19 protein-coding genes are annotated in these 17125 nt (G+C 65.8%); 4 read left to right on the forward strand and 15 right to left on the reverse strand.

Annotated elements, in window-relative coordinates:
• Positions 1-6: 6 nt before the first annotated feature.
• The 6 genes from F3J18_RS02555 to F3J18_RS02580 form a co-directional block, all read right to left on the reverse strand.
• Positions 7-471, reverse strand: a complete 465-nt coding sequence (locus tag F3J18_RS02555) for a nuclear transport factor 2 family protein (RefSeq protein ID WP_166911180.1) — start codon at positions 469-471, stop codon at positions 7-9.
• Positions 472-525: 54 nt separating this feature from the next.
• Positions 526-1386: a DJ-1/PfpI family protein gene (locus F3J18_RS02560; RefSeq protein WP_166911182.1), complete on the reverse strand. Its 861-nt coding sequence runs from the start codon at positions 1384-1386 to the stop codon at positions 526-528.
• A 115-nt stretch (positions 1387-1501) separates the two neighbouring features.
• Positions 1502-2248 (reverse strand): SDR family oxidoreductase, encoded by a 747-nt coding sequence (locus F3J18_RS02565; RefSeq protein ID WP_166911184.1) that lies wholly within the window; start codon positions 2246-2248, stop codon positions 1502-1504.
• 195 nt (positions 2249-2443) lie between these two features.
• Complete coding sequence (locus F3J18_RS02570; RefSeq protein ID WP_240154479.1) at positions 2444-3052, reverse strand: hypothetical protein; 609 nt, start codon at positions 3050-3052, stop codon at positions 2444-2446.
• A 35-nt stretch (positions 3053-3087) separates the two neighbouring features.
• Complete coding sequence (locus F3J18_RS02575; protein ID WP_166911188.1) at positions 3088-3429, reverse strand: RebB family R body protein; 342 nt, start codon at positions 3427-3429, stop codon at positions 3088-3090.
• 113 nt (positions 3430-3542) lie between these two features.
• On the reverse strand, positions 3543-4100 hold the full coding sequence (locus F3J18_RS02580) for a sigma-70 family RNA polymerase sigma factor (RefSeq protein WP_025096654.1): 558 nt from the start codon (positions 4098-4100) through the stop codon (positions 3543-3545).
• Between the two features lie 196 nt (positions 4101-4296).
• Here F3J18_RS02580 and F3J18_RS02585 point away from each other — a divergent pair, with 196 nt between their 5' ends.
• Positions 4297-5181, forward strand: a complete 885-nt coding sequence (locus F3J18_RS02585) for a Crp/Fnr family transcriptional regulator (protein ID WP_240154480.1) — start codon at positions 4297-4299, stop codon at positions 5179-5181.
• A gap of 81 nt (positions 5182-5262) precedes the next feature.
• Here the strand turns inward: F3J18_RS02585 and F3J18_RS02590 are convergent, their stop codons facing one another.
• The 4 genes from F3J18_RS02590 to F3J18_RS02605 form a co-directional block, all read right to left on the reverse strand.
• Entirely contained in the window at positions 5263-5586 is a 324-nt protein-coding gene (locus F3J18_RS02590) for a RebB family R body protein (RefSeq protein ID WP_025096652.1), read from the reverse strand.
• 180 nt (positions 5587-5766) lie between these two features.
• A complete protein-coding gene (locus tag F3J18_RS02595) occupies positions 5767-6138 on the reverse strand; it encodes a RebB family R body protein (protein WP_025096651.1) in 372 nt (123 codons plus the stop codon).
• Between the two features lie 190 nt (positions 6139-6328).
• Complete coding sequence (locus F3J18_RS02600; protein WP_025096650.1) at positions 6329-6664, reverse strand: RebB family R body protein; 336 nt, start codon at positions 6662-6664, stop codon at positions 6329-6331.
• Between the two features lie 74 nt (positions 6665-6738).
• A complete protein-coding gene (locus F3J18_RS02605) occupies positions 6739-7368 on the reverse strand; it encodes a hypothetical protein (RefSeq protein WP_166911190.1) in 630 nt (209 codons plus the stop codon).
• 351 nt (positions 7369-7719) lie between these two features.
• Between F3J18_RS02605 and F3J18_RS02610 the strand changes: the two genes are divergently transcribed.
• Both F3J18_RS02610 and F3J18_RS02615 read left to right on the forward strand, forming a co-directional pair.
• Positions 7720-8931 (forward strand): putative DNA modification/repair radical SAM protein, encoded by a 1212-nt coding sequence (locus F3J18_RS02610; RefSeq protein WP_036051046.1) that lies wholly within the window; start codon positions 7720-7722, stop codon positions 8929-8931.
• A gap of 9 nt (positions 8932-8940) precedes the next feature.
• Positions 8941-10422: a UdgX family uracil-DNA binding protein gene (locus tag F3J18_RS02615; protein ID WP_166911192.1), complete on the forward strand. Its 1482-nt coding sequence runs from the start codon at positions 8941-8943 to the stop codon at positions 10420-10422.
• Here the strand turns inward: F3J18_RS02615 and F3J18_RS02620 are convergent.
• The 4 genes from F3J18_RS02620 to guaB all read right to left on the reverse strand — a co-directional run bounded on the left by F3J18_RS02620 (position 10419) and on the right by guaB (position 15275).
• Positions 10419-11189, reverse strand: coding sequence for a DUF72 domain-containing protein (locus F3J18_RS02620; RefSeq protein WP_166911194.1), 771 nt, complete (start codon positions 11187-11189; stop codon positions 10419-10421). The two genes, F3J18_RS02615 and F3J18_RS02620, sit on opposite strands and share 4 nt — an antisense overlap.
• A 200-nt stretch (positions 11190-11389) precedes the next feature.
• The gene (guaA, locus tag F3J18_RS02625) at positions 11390-13009 is read right to left on the reverse strand and encodes a glutamine-hydrolyzing GMP synthase (RefSeq protein ID WP_017919223.1); all 1620 of its coding nucleotides are present in this window, start codon (positions 13007-13009) and stop codon (positions 11390-11392) included.
• Positions 13010-13145: 136 nt separating this feature from the next.
• Positions 13146-13808, reverse strand: coding sequence for a hypothetical protein (locus F3J18_RS02630; RefSeq protein WP_166911196.1), 663 nt, complete (start codon positions 13806-13808; stop codon positions 13146-13148).
• Positions 13809-13814: 6 nt separating this feature from the next.
• Complete coding sequence (guaB, locus tag F3J18_RS02635) at positions 13815-15275, reverse strand: IMP dehydrogenase (RefSeq protein ID WP_025096645.1); 1461 nt, start codon at positions 15273-15275, stop codon at positions 13815-13817.
• A gap of 389 nt (positions 15276-15664) precedes the next feature.
• On the opposite strand from guaB, the gene F3J18_RS02640 reads away from it, so the two are divergent.
• Positions 15665-16657 carry a DMT family transporter gene (locus F3J18_RS02640; RefSeq protein ID WP_166911232.1) on the forward strand — a complete coding sequence of 331 codons (993 nt, stop codon included), beginning with the start codon at positions 15665-15667 and terminating at the stop codon, positions 16655-16657.
• A 144-nt stretch (positions 16658-16801) separates the two neighbouring features.
• Here the strand turns inward: F3J18_RS02640 and F3J18_RS02645 are convergent, their stop codons facing one another.
• A complete protein-coding gene (locus tag F3J18_RS02645) occupies positions 16802-17125 on the reverse strand; it encodes an RnfH family protein (RefSeq protein WP_025096643.1) in 324 nt (107 codons plus the stop codon).

The raw sequence follows: 17125 nt of genomic DNA on the forward strand, positions 1-17125 counted from the left end.
GGACGATCAGCGCGGGTAGTCGTTCCACATGTCGCGATGCAGTTTCCAGGCGCCGTCCTGCTTCAGGAAGACGAGGATCTGCTTGCCGCGGATCTTGAGCCTTCCCTCGTGATCGCGAACCTCCGCGTCCGACACTTCGGTCACGATCCGCTCGTCGCCATAGAACTCGTAGTGGCTGAACGACACGGTGCCCGGCTTCGTTCCGGCGTAGCCCTTGTTGAAGTAGTCGGTGATCGCGCTGGCACCCGTGACCTTGTCGCCGCCGGGCGGCAGGAGCGTGCCGTCGCTCGTGTAGAGCCGGCCGATCGCCTCGTAATCGCCCCGCGCGAAGGCTTGCGCCCAACGTGCGTTCTCGGCCTTGATGGCCGCCTGGATTTCGGGCTGCGGGCTGCCGTCGGCTGCCGGCGAGGCGAACGCGAGAACGGGAAGACAGGCCGCCAGGACGGCGGCATAAAAACGAATCGGTTGCATCGAATGATTTCCGAACAAGGTGTGGATCGGGAAAGACGGCGCGCAGGCGGCAGCTCAGCGAACGCCCGGGATGCGCGCGAGGCCCTTGGAGGCACCGGGCAGCCGCTTGTCGACCATCGCGACCACTTCCGGCCGCGCGTCCCTGGGATGGCCGGAATGGAACGGCGGCGCGGGATCGTATTCGATGACGAGCTGCGTGAATTCGGCGGCCTGTCGTCCACGCAGCTTCTCGGCAACGCGCAGCGCGAAATCGATGCCCGCGGTCACGCCGCCGCCGCTCATGAAGCGGCCATGGTCGTCCTCGACGAAGCGATCGGGAACGGGGATCGCGCCGTATTCGGCCAGCTTGTTGACGAAGGCCCAGTGGCAGGCGCTGCGCTTGCCCTTGAGAACGCCGGTGGCGGCCAGCACCAGCGACCCGTTGCAGACCGAGGTCACGTACTTGGCGCCCTCGGCCAGGCGACGGATCTGGGCTTGATATTCCGGGCCCATCGGCACCGACAGATCCGATCCGCCCGGCACCAGGATCAGGTCCGTGCTTTCGATATCGGCCAGTCGCTCGGTGTTGCCATACACGACGCCGAATTCGAGCGTCACGTTGCCCCCGTTCAGGCTGGCATAACGGACCTTGGTGTTCGGCAGCCGGTGGAAGATCTCGCTGGGGCCGGCGAAATCGAGCAGGGTCCCGCCGTCGTAGTTCACGATCAGGATATCGAGCGGCTCGTTCGGCGCGAGTTCGCCCTGGCTCGCTGCTTCGGCCCGAGCGGGGCTGGCGTGGCCGAGCAGGACGCCCCCACCCAGGACGGCGCCGAGCGTGGCGGCGCCGCCGAACCTGAGGAGCTCGCGCCGGGCGTGGCCTGCCCGGTCGAGTGTCTCGTCGGCGATATACTTGTCGTTGCGATCGGTCACGATCATTTCTCCTTGTACCGCGGCCCGTTTGCGAGCGCAGCCGGCTCGGGCCGGATTGAAGCACCGCCACGCGGACAGCCGGGCGGGCGTTTGATGAAGAGGGAAATCGCGCAGCCGGGAGTCAAAGCTGCGAGGCGCCGCCGTCGACCACCAACTCGGTGCCGACGACGTAAGCGGATTCGTCGCTGGCGAGGTAGAGCGCCGCGTGGGCGATGTCCTCGGCCCGGCCCATGTGGCCGACCGGGATGGCTTGCGCCAACTCGGCCTTGCGGTCGCGAACCCACTCGTGCGGCCTGCCCCACCTGCCGATCAGCGGCGTGTCGATCGCGCCAGGCGCGATCGCGTTGAAACGGATCCTGCGATCGAGGAACTCGTAGGACCAGCTGCGGGCCAGCGATCGCACGGCGGCTTTCGCCGCGGCGGTCAGCGAGATGCCGTGCTTGCCGGTCTGAGCGACAAAGGAGGTATTGAGGATGACTGACGAACCTTCGCGCAATAAAGACAGCACGGCTTGCAGCGTGAACACCACGCCCTTGACGTTGATGTCCATGATCTCGTCATAGAGCCTTTCGTCGATGTCGCCGATCGCGGAGGGAAAGGCCCAGCCCGCGTTGGCGAACACGATATCGAGGCCGCCGAACCGCTCCTGCACCTCGGCCGCGATCGCGCGCATGTCCTCGATCGAGCGGACGTCGCCCTTCAGGACCAGTGCATGTTCGCCGAGCTCGGCCCTCACCCGCTCGAATACGGCTTCGTCACGGCCCGTGACCGCCACGCGCGCGCCTTGCGCAATGAAGAGCCTGGCCGTCGCGAGGCCAATGCCGCTGGTTCCGCCGGTGATCAGCGCCGTCTTGTTGCTGAGTCTCATCTTCGTGTTCCTCTATCTGCTTCGCCATGGATCGGGCTGAAGTCCGGCGCATCGTTGCGCCGGCTCCGGCCTGATTTCGTGAGCAGATTATGGAATCCGTGGAAGATGGCTCAAAGGACTTATAACCCTCAAAAAAAGCCATTCCCGCTTCGTGGTCGGGATTCGGCGAACCGAGGATGCCGAGGACGGCGCGCCCTACGTGCCCTTCTTGTCCAGCAGCGCCTGGTACTTCTGCAGGCTCTCGTCGATCTTGTCGAGCGCGATACTAGCGGCCTCCCCTTCGATCGCCTCGGCGGCGCCCGCGACGAGCGCCGCGGTGGCGACGAACAGGTCCGTCAACAGCAGGCCCATCGCATCCATCGCCATCCCGGGCACGTTCTCGTCGACGGTCTTCTGCGCCAGATCCTTCATCAGCACGCTCTTGCCCGCGATCGCCAGCGAGGTCGATGCCTCGAAGTAATTGGCCGCGGCCTGCGCGACCATGCCGCCCGCCTGCGTGATCATCATGTTCGGGCCGACGGCGATCTGCGTGGTCGCGTAGGATGCCGCCTCCGCGTTGATCGCCTGCACGGTCTGCAGCGCCGAGCCGCCCGCCCCGGGCGCATCGGCGATCCGGTTCGGTGCCTTCAGCGCATCGGTGAGCCGGCGCAGCCGGTTCACCGGCCAGGTACGCGCGACGCCCGTCGAAGGCGCGACCTGCGGCTCGGCGGCGGGCGGCGGCGTTGCGCCCGCTGCCGCTGCATCCGCAACATCGCGCGGCGTCTGCAATGCGCCGTCGCCGCGTCCACCCAAAAAGCCTTTCATGTTCATGGTTCAGGTATCCCGAGAATCGGCACGTTTCAATGCGTGGACTCCATCTGCGGCCCGCTCGTCGTGACATGGGACGCGCCGCCCGATCCGCCGCCCGCCCCGCCACTCGATGCGCCGCCCGTCAGCCCGCCCGATCCGCCCTTCGGCGAGGCTTCGACCGACAGGATCATCGCCACCGCCTTCGACACGACGGCATTCGAAATCTGGTTGAGTGCCGCCTGCTGCTGCGTCATGTTCTGCGCCGAGATGCCGACGGCCTGGCTGAACATCTGGTAAAGCGTGCCCAGCGCCTGGGCTGGAGAAACCGCCACGACGCTCACATTGTTCTGCGTCAGCGCGTCGGTGACCTGCTCATTGACTTTGTCTGCCACGAGGCCTCCTCGGATCTCGGCTCCGGCATGCGATTGAAGGAACGGCGGGCCGGCAGGCCATCGACGCCGCGTATGCGCTTAGGAACGCTGCGTGAGCGCGTTCGTGAACGCATTCAGGCGAGGTCCGCGCGCAATTTCTTGCGCAGCAGCTCGACGCGTTTCCTGGCCAGCGGCTCGTTGATCCCGAGCATCGCCGCGATGTGCGGATAGGGCTGCTCCTCCTCGAACTTCAGCGTGAACAGCACCTGCTGTTGCCGGGGAAGCGCGGCCAGCACCTGTTCGAGGCGCGACAGTTGCTGCCGCAACAACAACTGCTGCTCCACCGACGGCGCGTGGCCGGCCAACTCGACGATGTGGTCGTCGTCCCAGCCCGGATCGAATTCGAGCAGGCCGTTTTCGCGCTGGCGATGACGGGCGCCGGAGAGGAAGGCGTGGTTCATCGCCAGGAACAGGAAGCCGGCCAGGTTGCGGACGCGATCGGGAGAGCGCTGCAGGTAGATGTGGACCTTGAGCGCGGTATCGGACAGCAGTTCGTCGGCACGATGAATATCGCCCTTGCACAGCATTCGCGCGCGGCGCCGCAATTTCCCCTGCATTTCGCGCCAGGTCTGATCGAGTTGTTGCGCCGGTGACGCTGGCGTGGGGGCCGCGTGTTGATTTGAGTGTGTCATCCCGTGCGTTCCTTTTTTATGGAAAACACAGAATCGATTCGATGCCGCGAATGGCGCTGTTACCTGCGTAACACCGAATTTGGATAATCAGCTCAGTAAATTTTCCTGATTATTATGAACGCAAATTTCTAATTCCCCGGCATGGACCGAACCCTTGTTTCAGGCGCGCCGCCGGGCTTGAACAACGGCATTTGCGATGAACAAGAACGACTACCGCCGCGATCTGTTCGTGCGCCGGCACGCTGCTCCCGAGTCGATCCAGCAAGCATCCTTGCCGCCGAAGGCCGCCCTATCCGGATTGCTTGCCGATCATTCCGCGCCTTTCATTATTTCGTTATTCACGCAATGCCAAAGGCAGCGTTTTCCGCTAGGTGGGCGCATCGTCAAACTACCTCGCACGGAAAACATGCCTGTCCTTGCCGACGCTGAAATACTGCGTAATATTCCGATACTCGCGAATCTCCCGGAAAGCCTGCTCGCGCATATCGAGCGGCATCTCGCGCCCTGGCCCGAGCGCGGCCATCGCCTGTTGTTCTTCAAGGGAGATCCGGAGAATTTCATTGCCTTCGTGCACCGCGGCCGCGTCTACAAGACCTTGCACGAACCCGGCGGACGCGAGGTCATCCTCGGCCACACCCTGCCGGGCGAATTGCTCGGCGAGAGCACGCTGCTGCGCGCCCATCGGCGCAGCTTCACCGCCCAATTGAGCCACGACTGCCGCATTTCGCTGCTGCATCGCCAGCACTTCGCGCCCTTGCGCGCCAACGCGGATTTCATGGAGCGCATCTACGAGCAGCTGTGCCGGCACATCCAGCAACTGAGCGATTTCACCGAATCGGCGTGCCTGTACCGGCTCGAGGCGAGGCTCGCGCGCCATCTGCTGAATCGCGTGCAGGGAAAGGATCTCGAGGTGGCGCTGCCGGAAAGCCAGAGCATCCTGGCCGCGATGCTCAACGTGAGCCGGCCGCGGCTGAACAGCAGCCTGCAGAAGATGCAGCGCGACGGCCTGATCCGGCTTCACGAGCACGGCGTGACGATCGAGAAGCCGGAACGGCTGCGCAATATCGCCGACGCCAATTGAGGCCTCGGCAAGCACGCAGGGCGTGCCGTGCCGCGGCAGGCAAGGATGGCGCGCGCCGCCTGGCGCGACGCGTGAGGAGGCTCAGCCGCGCCAGTGGCCGATGGCGTTCATCAGCTGGGCGATCGCGGACAGTTGCGAGACGAAATTGTTGTCGGCCGCGCGCGCCGCGTTGGCCGCCGCGACCGGGGAGTTGGCGTACAGCTGCATGATGCCGACCGTCGTGGCGGCCATGTTGGAGGCGGCCTGGTTGGCCTGCATCTGGACCGCGTTGTGAAGCAGGATCGCCGAGGCATGGCTGTTGGACTGCATCAGCGTGCCCAAGGCCACGGCGGGCGCCTCGCCCACTACCTTGACGTTGGCTTGCGTGACTGCATCGGTGATCGCGGGGGAAACCTGCTCCGTCATAGTGTTGCTCCTGGATTGCTCGCCGCGGTGGCGCGGTCACGGCGAAGGCATGAGTGGATCGGGCCACGACACGCGGTGCGCGGCCTCGTCGATGCGGCGTGGACGTCGAGGCGGCGTCGCGCGCCGGGCGGCAAGCAGCGAAGCTCGAGCCGCCGCCCGGCGCCGACGCCGCATCACGCGTCAGGCCAGCGCCTTGCCGAGCGCCAGCACATCAGCCAGGACGGAAAGCACGCCGTTCGAGCCGATTTCGGTCGCCGCGGCGCCGGCGCTCGCCGGCCCCAGCGTGTAGAGCTGCATGATGCCCACGTTCGTCGAGGTCGGCAGTTGCACCGCGGATTGCGACTGCTGCTGCACGGCGTTCTCGAACAACACGCTGAGCGAATGGCTCTGGGCCTGGTACAGCGAGCCCGTGGCCATCGCGGGCGCTTCGCCCACCACCTTGACGTTGGTCTGCGTGACCGCGTCGGTGATCGCGGAATTGACCGAGCACGCCTTGCAGTTGCATGCGTCCTTCGGGTCGTTGGTGCCCGTCCCTGCATCGTTTGCTGCCATCGTATTTCTCCTGGTTCGCGAACAGGCGCCGCATCGAATCGGCCCTGCCCGTCCTGTCGCTTGCTCCGGAACACCGCGCGGCCCCGCCGTTCAGGCGCCGGCGGCCATGCTGCCAATCCGCGGCGCGGCGGAGGCGACGGCGGCTCGCGCCGCTTTCGCCGCCGCCCGGCCACGGCCCCGCGACGACGCCTTACGGGCCGCCCACCGCCTTGCCGATCGCGATCACGTCGGCCAGCACGGAGATGATCCCGTTCGCGCCGATTTCCGTGGCGGCCGCGCCCGCGCTTTCCGGCCCGATCGTGTAGAGCTGCATCGTCCCCACGTTGGTCGAGGTTTGCGACTGGATCGCGGCCTGCGATTGCTGCTGCACCGCGTTCTCGAACAGGATGCTCAGCGAATGGCTCTGGGCCTGGTACAGCGAGCCCATCGCCATGGCCGGCGCTTCGCCGACCACCTTGACGTTGACCTGCGTGACGGCATCGGTGATCGCAGGATTGACCTGGCACACTTGACACGTATCAGCCATTTTTTGCTCCTTGAGTCGCGTAGTTGAGGAATCGCACCGCGGGAGCGGTTGAGGTCAGCCGCGTGGCCCGTGTGCTACTCCATGGACGCCGGGCCGGGGGTGTCGTGAATCGGAATGGTTGCGGCGGCTTCCGGCGTGGCGGGTTCGGATGGGATGGCGGCGATGTCCTGCAGCAGCTCGCCTATCGCGTCGAGCCGTCTGGCGAGCGGATCGACGTATTGCCGGAAGCACGATTCGATTTCCTGGCGGATCAGGCCCGTCAGTTGTTCGCCGATCATCGCCAGTGCCTGGCGGGTGCTGTCCTGGATCTCGCCCGTGGCGGATGCCTGGGCATCGCCCGGCGGCTCGTGCTCGTCGAGCACGCCGGAGACCTTTTGCTGTTCCGAGGCCAGCATGCCGAGCGTCGTCTCGTTCTGCGTGTCGATCGTCTGCAGGATGCCCTGCATCTTCTCGTAGGCTTTCTGCTGGTTCAGTTGAAGGAAGTGCTTGATCTGCTCGCGGGCTTCCTTGCGGGTTTTCAGTTGCTGCAAGGGTGGGTGGGCGGTGGGGGCTTGTGTGGCGGGTGTGGTGGCGGGTGCTGCCGGCTTGCCCTGGCGGCTCGGCAGCAGCTCCAGCAGCGCGTGTTCTTCGCCCGGCTGAAGGGGGCGGCCCAGGCGCTTCTCGGCGAACTGGCGCAGCAAGGGGTCGAGGGCTTCGGTGGTCATGGGTCAGGCCTCCCCGATGTGCGTTTGCTGGGCTGGCGTGTCCTGGTCGGCTTGCTGCAGTGGGTGTCGCATGGTGTTCTCCCGGAAATGGACGTGCGAGGGCCGCGCCGGGAATCGGCGGGACCGTTGCAGGGACGCATCGTGTGGGGAATCGTGAAATCAAGAGGGCGCGTTTTCCGGCTGTGCAGGCCGGAAAGTCATACGAGGTTTGCGGTCATGCAGCCACATTTCCCCGTCCTGTTTGCGCTGCGCGACGGCAATGGTTCCGCCCCAAAAGCTCTTTCATTTTCCGCTTGCGCTCATCATCCACCCACGTAGAATACTGTACGCATATACAGTATCGGTGGCGACGTGGAACTGCAAAAGAAGCTCGAGGTGTTGGCCGACGCGGCGAAGTACGACGCCTCCTGCGCCAGCAGCGGCGCGCCCAAGCGCGGCTCGCGCGGTATTTCCGGGCTCGGTGCCAGCACCGGAGCGGGCATCTGTCACAGCTTCACGCCGGACGGGCGCTGTGTGTCGCTCCTCAAGATCCTGCTCACCAACTTTTGCCTGTACGACTGCCAGTACTGTGTGAACCGCCGCTCCAGCAACGTGCCGCGCGCGCGCTTCACGCCCGAGGAAGTCGTCGATCTCACGCTCGATTTTTACCGGCGCAACTATATCGACGGCCTGTTCCTGAGTTCGGGCATCATCCGCTCGTCCAACTACACGATGGAACAATTGGTGCGCGTGGCGCAGTCGCTGCGGGAGGACCACCAGTTCCGCGGTTATCTGCATCTCAAGACCATTCCCGACGCGGACCCGGAACTCATCGCGAAAGCCGGTCGCTATGCGGATCGTCTGAGCGTGAATATCGAATTGCCGACAGACGGCAGTCTCGCGCGCCTCGCGCCGGAAAAGAACGTGCGAACCATCAAGCTGGCGATGGGATCGATCCGGCTTGCGCAGGAAGAGGCGCAGGCCGAGACCAAAGCGCCGCCGTTCACGCCGGCCGGGCAAAGCACGCAAATGATCGTCGGGGCCGACCAGACGAACGATCGCACCATCCTGCAGACGGCCGAATCGCTCTACGGCTCGTTCAAGCTCAAGCGCGTTTACTACTCGGCCTTCAGTCCCATTCCAGACAGCCCGTCCGCCTTGCCCGCGCAGGCGCCGCCTCTGCTGCGCGAACATCGGCTTTATCAAGCCGACTTTCTGCTGCGCGGCTACGGCTTCCATGCGGACGAGCTGTTCGGGAGCAGCGCGGACCTGGCGCTTGACATCGATCCGAAGCTCGCCTGGGCGCTCGCTCATCGCGAACATTTTCCTGTCGACCTCAACCGCGCGCCGCTTCGCGCGATCGCGCGCGTGCCCGGCATCGGCATGCGTAACGCAAAACGCATCGTGGAGTTGCGGCGCACGCGTCGCGTCCGTTACGAGGATCTGGTGCGGCTGCGCTGTCCGATGGAGAAGATCCGGCCGTTCGTGGTGACGCAGGATTATCGCGCCGCCCTGCATGATGCGTCGTCCGAGGCGCTGCGCCGCGTACTCGCGCCACCGCCGGTGCAACTCGCGCTGTTGTGAGGACGGCCGATGCGCACCATCGTGATCGAGGATCGCTTTGCCGCGTGGCGCGCGGCCTCGCTCGCGGCGCTCGCGGAAGACCTTCCGCCGGCGTCGATCCACTGGCGTCTCGCGGAGGCTATCGAGATGCCGCAGCAGCAAGCCTCGATCGACTACGCGCCGGCATCGCCAGGCACGGCCGCGGCTTCGCCCCGCCTGGCCGAGGTTCAGGTGTCGAAGGCGTTCGCGGCGCTGCTGAGAGACGCCGCATCGTTTCGCGACCCCCAGCGCTGGGCGTTCTTGTACAAGGTGCTGTGGCGCTGGTATCACGGCGATCGCTCGGCGGCATCGCCCGCCGATATCGACGGCTCACGGCTTTACCGCATGGCCAAGAGCGTGCGCCGCGCGCAGCACGACATGATCGCCTATGTGCGATTTCGCAAGCAGCCGGATGCCCAGGCCGTTCCCGAATACCTCGCATGGTACGAACCCGAGCACGACGTGCTCGAGTGGGCGGCGGAACATTTCGCGCAGCGCATGGGCCGATCCTCATGGCTCATCACCACCCCTCGCGGCGCGGCCTTCTGGGACGGCAGCCAGTTGCATCTGGACGCGCGTCGCGCGTTGCCGGGCGATCATCGTCATGACACCGAGGATGAAGCCGAGGCATTGTGGATCGCGTATTACCGGAGCACGTTCAACCCGGCGCGACTGAATGAAAACGCGCTGAAGCAGCATATGCCGGTACGTTTCTGGAAGGGCTTGCCCGAGGCCCGTTTGATTCCCGGCATGATCAGCGAGGCCAGGAGCGGCGCGCGGCGGCTCGCTCAAGCCAGCGGTATCGGCACGCTGAACGGCAAGGCGATTGCTGTCGAAGCCGAGGTGGCGCAACCGGTTCGAGAGCAAGCCTCTTCGCTGGATGCTTGCCGACGTTGCGACTTGTGGCGTAACGCCACGCAGGCGGTAGGCAGCGCGGGGCCGAGCAGCGCTCGAATCATGTTGATCGGCGAGCAACCGGGAGATCAGGAAGACCTGAGCGGACAACCGTTCGTCGGGCCGGCGGGGCAACTGCTCGACCTTGCCATCGAGCGCGCGGGCCTGTTGCGCGATCAGGTTTATCTGACCAATGCAGTGAAGCATTTCAAGTGGGAGCCGCGCGGCAAGCGCCGTTTGCACAAAACGCCGATGCAACGTGAAATCGAAGCCTGCCATCACTGGCTCGAGCATGAACTGGACACGGTTCGACCTGCCGTGATCGTGGCGCTCGGTGCCACGGCGCTCACCGCGCTGTTGCGCAGGAAAACCAAGCTTCGCGATTATGTGAATGCGCCTTTCGAGATTGATGGTGGATGGGCCATCGCCACCTATCACCCGTCGTTCGCATTACGCCAGCAGGATGACAACTCGCGCGACAAGGTGCTCGACGACATGACCCGGGCACTCGTTCTTGCGCGCGAAATGGCGGATGCCGATGCGCCGCTCCATGGTCGCGCCCGGAACGATTCCGCTTAGCGGTTTGCCTTCGCTAATTTCTCCGTCAGCGTCAACGCATTGGGAATGGCCTCGCCGCGCGCGGTATTGTCGAAAATGCACCAGACCTCGGAGCCGGAGCGGCTGGCCTCGACCGCCCGAGCCGCCACCGCGTCGAGGAAGGGCTCGTCGTATGCCGAATAATAAATTTCCGGCGAACCGTGCAAACGGATGTACAGGGTGCGTGAATCGCCCCTTGGCTCGATATCGGCGACGGGCGGTGGGTCCGCCCGCACGCAGCCGATCCCGGCACGTTTCATGATCGCCGCGCCCGCCTCGCTAAACCAGCTCGCATGGCGTGGTTCGCAAACGATGGGGGTTGCCGTGCGGCTTCGCAGCAGCGAGAAAAAGCCTTGGGCCGCAGCCTCGTCCAAGGCCAGACTGGGCGGCAGTTGGAGCAACAGGCAGCCCAATTTTTCCTTCAGGGGCTCGACCTGAGCCAGGAATTCGCGCACGGCGGCGTCGGTGTCGCGCAATCTCAGTTCGTGCGAGATGCTGCGCGGCAGCTTGACCGAAAACCGGAATTCGTCGGGTACGCTCGCGGCCCACCGCGCATAGGTCTTCGGCTGATGAGGACGATAGAACGAGGAGTTGATCTCCACCGAGGAGAAGACTCGGGCGTAACGCTCCAGATGGCTGCCTTGCGTGGGAAATAGCTCGGCTAGCCGCGATGACAGCGCCCATCCGGCACATCCTATATGGATCGGATATGCGTTCGAATGAGTCGCGGAGCGCGGGCTGGAGGTCATGGGGTTGGGAGCGCATCGGCTGGATTGACGCGTGAGGTGGTCAGACTAGCATGCGAGGGAGTCGCCCACTTGGATGGAAACTTCCGGCGGCTACAAATGGTTAGTCATGCCGTATAAAAATAAAAAGCCCGCATCGATGCGGGCTTTTATGTCTTCCACTACTTTTTAGTGATGGAACGATGCCAGTCTCAGCTTGGGGCTCACTCCCACTCAATCGTCGCCGGCGGCTTCCCCGACACGTCATACACCACGCGATTGATCCCGCGCACTTCATTGATGATGCGATTCGAAGCCCGCCCCAGCAGCGCATAAGGCAGATGCGCCCAATGCGCCGTCATGAAGTCGGTGGTCTGCACCGCGCGCAGCGCGGCAACGTAATCGTAGGTACGCCCATCACCCATCACCCCCACCGACTTCACCGGCAGGAACACCGCGAACGCCTGGCTCGTGAGGTCGTACCAGGACTTGCCCACCTGCGAAGCCTCGCAGATCCCCGCCGCCACGTCCTGCTCGTTGGCGATCGTCGAACGCAGTTCCTCGATGAAGATCGCATCGGCGCGACGCAGCAGCTCCGCGTACTCGCGCTTCACCTCGCCCAGGATCCGCACGCCCAGGCCCGGGCCCGGGAACGGATGGCGATAGACCATCTCCGGCGGCAGCCCCAGCGCCACGCCCAGCTCGCGCACCTCGTCCTTGAACAGGTCGCGCAGCGGCTCCAGCAGCTTCAGCCCCAGCGTCTCCGGCAGGCCGCCCACGTTGTGGTGGCTCTTGATGGTGGTCGCCTTCTTGGTCTTCGCGCCGCCCGATTCGATCACGTCCGGATAGATCGTGCCCTGCGCCAGCCACTTCGCGTTCGACAGCTTCTTCGCCTCGGCCTGGAACACCTCGACGAACTCGCGGCCGATGATCTTGCGCTTCGCTTCCGGATCGGTCACGCCGGCCAGGTGGCCGAGAAACTGCTCCGAGGCATCGACGTGCACCACCTTCGCATGCAGGCGCCCCTGGAACATGTCGAGCACCATCTGCCCTTCGTTCAGGCGCAGCAGGCCGTGGTCGACGAACACGCAGGTCAGTTGGTCGCCGATCGCACGATGGATCAGCGCCGCGGCCACGCTCGAATCGACGCCGCCCGACAGGCCGAGGATCACTTCCTCGTCGCCCACCTGCTCGCGGATCAGCGCGACGGCTTCCTCGATGTGATCGCGCATCACCCAGTCGGGCTGCGCGCCGGCGATCTCGAGCACGAAGCGTTCGAGGATCTGGCGGCCCTTCACGGTGTGCGTGACTTCCGGGTGGAACTGCACGGCGTAATAACCGCGCTCCTCGTCGGCCATCGCCGCGATCGGGCAGCTCGGCGTCGAGGCCATCAGCTTGAAGCCCGGCGGCAGTTCGCCGACCTTGTCGCCATGGCTCATCCAGACCTTCAGCATGCCGTGGCCTTCGGCCGTGGCGAAGTCCTCGATGCCGTTCAGCAGGCGCGTATGGCCGTGCGCGCGCACTTCCGCGTAACCGAATTCGCGGTGGTCGCTCCACTCGACCTTGCCGCCGAGCTGGACCGCCATGGTCTGCATCCCGTAGCAGATGCCGAGCACCGGCACGCCGAGATCCCAGACCGCCTGCGGCGCGCGCAGTTGCTGATCCTCGTAGGTGCTGGCATGGCTGCCGGACAGGATCACGGCCTTCGGCGCGAACGAGCGTACGAATTCGTCAGTGACGTCGTTCGGATGGATTTCGCAGTAGACGTGGGCTTCGCGAACGCGCCGCGCGATCAGTTGGGTGACTTGCGAACCGAAGTCGAGAATCAGGATTTTGTCGTGCATGGCTGCGGACGGGATGAAAAACAAACAGGTAAGAAAAACAGCGCGCGAAGCGCTGCATCTGAATCAGGGACGGGCCGGGCAATGTGCCCGGATGGCCCGAATGGCCCGGCGAACGCCGCCGCGCCGCGCCGCGAGATCAACCGTGAACCGGCGGATCGCCGCGGCTCGTCGAGCTGCCGGACGAGCCTTGCAGGCGTGAATCCGTGGCGGCGCCAGGCGCGGCCGGCGGCGCATACGAAGGCGCCGCGTCGATGCTGCCGGACTGGACCACCGGCTTGGCGCCGATGCCCGGCTCCACGCGCGTGGCGGCGGGTTCGAGCGGCGCCGGATGCGGCTGCGGCGGCACCACCACCGGCGCGGGCTGCACCGCCGAAGCCTTGGCTTCGACCACTTGCACCCGCTCGCGCCGACGCACCGCCGAGGACAGCCTCACGCCGCCCAGCCCGATCACGAACAGCACCACCGCGGTGACCACCGACACGAGCTGCCCGAAGGCGGTCAGCTCGGGCCGGTGCAGGCCGATCAGCCAGACCACCATCAGCACGCCGATCAGCCAGTTCACATGGCCGACGGCGCGCGCGACGCCGGAGGTCATGCCGCCGTTGACGGACGCGTGGAAGGACAGCCAGGCCAGCCCGAGCAGCGCGATGCCGAACGCCTGGCCGACCATCGCCGGATCGACCGGCACCAGTTGCAGCGCGTCGTACAGCCCCTTCCAGGGCGTCAGCACGAACAGCAGGCCACCTGCGAGCAGCAGCAGGGCATCGATGACGAGTACGACGCGCAGCAATGGCTTCATCGGCGATCAGTCCACGTGGTAGTTGGGGGCTTCCTTGGTGATCTGCACGTCATGGACGTGCGATTCGCGCATGCCGGCCGCCGTGATCTGGACGAACTCGGCCTTGTCGTGCAGCTCGGCGATGGTGCGGCAACCGCAATAGCCCATGCTGGCGCGCACGCCGCCCACCAGCTGGAACAGGATCGCGTTGACCGAACCCTTGTAGGCGACACGGCCTTCGATGCCTTCCGGCACCAGCTTGTCGATGTTCGCGGAGTTGTCCTGGAAGTAGCGATCGGCGGCGCCGTCCTTCATCGCGCCGACCGAGCCCATGCCGCGATACGACTTGTACTGGCGGCCCTGGTACAGGAACACGTCGCCCGGCGCTTCCTCGGTGCCGGCCAGCATGCTGCCCATCATCACGGCATTCGCGCCGGCGGCCAGGGCCTTCGACACGTCGCCCGAGAAGCGCACGCCGCCGTCGGCGATGCAAGGCACGCCCGAGCCGCGCAGCGCTTCCGAGACATTGGCGATCGCGCTGATCTGCGGCACGCCCACGCCGGCCACGATCCGCGTGGTGCAGATCGAACCCGGGCCGATGCCGACCTTGACCGCGTCCGCGCCGTACTCGACCAGCGCCTTGGCGGCGGCGGCGGTAGCGATATTGCCGCCGATCACCTCGACCTGCGGGAAGTTCTGCTTGACCCAGCGCACGCGCTCGAGCACGCCCTTGCTGTGGCCGTGCGCCGTGTCGACCACGATCACGTCGACGCCGGCCTGCACCAGCAGCTCGACGCGCTCTTCGTTGTCGGCGCCGACGCCGACGGCCGCGCCCACGCGCAGCTTGCCGTGCTCGTCCTTGCAGGCATCCGGGTGCTCGGTCTGCTTGGTGATGTCCTTCACCGTCATCAGGCCGCGCAGCTCGAAGGTATCGTTGACGACCAGCACGCGCTCCAGGCGGTGGCTGTGCATCAGCGCCTTGGCCTCGGCCAGCGGCGTGCCTTCCTTGACGGTGACCAGGCGCTCGCGCGGCGTCATGATCGACTTGACCGGCTCGTCGAGACGGCTTTCGAAACGCAGGTCGCGGTTGGTGACGATGCCCACCAGTTGCGCGCCTTCCACCACCGGGAAACCGGAAATGCCATGCTGGCGCGACAGCGCGATCACGTCGCGAACCTTCATCGACGGCGGCACGGTGATCGGGTCGCGCACCACGCCGGACTCGAAACGCTTGACCTTGGCGACTTCGCGCGCCTGCTCGGCGGGCGTGAGGTTCTTGTGGACGATGCCCACGCCGCCCTGCTGCGCCATCGCGATGGCGAGACGGCCTTCCGTCACCGTGTCCATGGCGGCGGACACGAGCGGCATGTTCAGGGCGATGTTGCGGGTGAGTTGGGTCTTGAGGCTGGTGTCGCGCGGCAGGACGTCGGAGAACGCCGGGACGAGGAGCACGTCATCGAACGTGAGTGCTTTTTGGATAAGACGCATGGCAGATCCTATGGGCGCAAAGCCGAATTATACGCGATACGCGGCGAATTTTCACAACACGAACAACGGCTTAGCGCCTTTCCGGCCGGGCGTTCGCTTTCGGCTTCGCCGCGCGTTCGTCCGGATTTCGCCGCCGGGCCACGATGTTCGGATACGAAAATCCAGGACATTTCGCAGGTTCGGCACCGAAACAGTCGGCCGCAAAGGGCCGAAACGAGGCCCGAAAAACCCGCCGTCGCCTAAGGGTATTGATGTATCTGCATACGATTTTGGCCGCCCGGCCCGCCCTGGTATGCAGGATTCGACAAGACAGAGGCCCTGCCCGGCAGCTACGATGCGCCTCGTTCTGATTTTTCAGCCGGTTCGGCAAGACAAGGAAGGAAGTGATGATGCAGCGCGGAGTCCTGTACGGCGTTCTGGCCGGCGCCCTGTGGGGCATGGTGTTCCTGGTGCCCAGGCTGCTGGCCGATATCTCGCCGCTGGTGCTCAGCGCCGGGCGCTACACCATGTACGGGCTGGTTTCGGCGCTGGTGGCGCTGCCGACGGCGCGCTCGCTGCTGGCCCGGCTCACGCGCGCCGACCTGGTCGCCCTGGTGCAGCTCGCGATCGTCGGCAACCTCGGCTACTACATGCTGCTGTCCAGCGCGGTGCACCTGATCGGCATCGCCCCCACCTCGCTGATCGTCGGCGTGCTGCCCGTCACGGTCACCTTCGCCGGCCTGCGCGACGCCGACGCGGTGCCGCTGCGCCGGCTCGCGCTGCCGCTCGCCCTGGTCGCCGCCGGCATCGCCGCGATCAATATCGACCTGTTCACCTCGAGCGCGGCCCAGGCCACCTCCACCGCCGACAAGCTGGCCGGCATCGCCTGCGCCACCGGCGCGCTGGCGAGCTGGACCTGGTACGCGGTGGCCAACGCGCGTTACCTGCGGCGCCATCATCATTTCGACGGCAACGAATGGTCGGCGCTGTGGGGGATCGTGACGGGGCTGGTCGGCGCGCTGGCCTGGCTGGTGCTGGCCGTGCTGCCGGCCGGCAGCGTCTCGATGCCGGCCGCGGGCGGCTGGCCGCTGTTCTGGCTGCTCAATCTCGGCCTGGCGATCGGCGCGTCCTGGCTCGGCAATGGTCTGTGGAATGCGGCCTCCAAGCGCTTGCCGCTCACGCTGACGGGCCAGTTGATCGTGTTCGAGACGGTCTTCGCGATGCTGTATGGCTTCGTGTTCGAGGCGCGCCTGCCGCGCGGGCTGGAAATCGCCGCGCTGGCGCTGCTGCTGGCCGGCGTTTATGGCGCGGTGCGCCAGCATGGCGATACCGCGCCGCCGGCCGGCCCGGGCAGCCCGGATCTGGAGCAGCAGCCGGGCGAAGCCCGCCGGCCGGCGCATTAAAACGCCAGCGGCAGCCAGGTCGAAAAATCGGGACAGGATGACGGTGACGAGAGGAGGTTGCCGCGCCCATGTGCGAGCCGGCTCTCGTCGGACGGAATCGCGCCGCGCAGTCGCCAAGCGCGCGGCCGTCGTGCGGCGCTCAGCTCAGCGCGAATCCTTGGGCAGCCACTTGCGGCCCTCGACCGAGCCTTCGCGGCGGGTCTTGTCGACGCGGCGCTGGCGCGCCGCCTTCGGGTCGACGATCAGCGGCCGGTAGATCTCGACGCGATCGCCTTCGTGCAGCGGCGCGTCGAGCGGCGCGAGCTTGCCGAACACGCCCGTCTTGGCCACCGAGATGTCGATGTCGGGATGCAGCCCGACGATCCCGCTCGCCTCGATCGCGTCGCGCACCGTGGCGCTGTCCGGCAATTCCACGTCGAGCAGCGTCTGGCAGGACGAAAGCGCGTAACACACCTGGACACGCAGCAT

The organism is Burkholderia sp. Ax-1720 (assembly GCF_011753035.1).
In the GTDB taxonomy this organism is placed as follows: Bacteria; Pseudomonadota; Gammaproteobacteria; order Burkholderiales; family Burkholderiaceae; genus Burkholderia; species Burkholderia gladioli.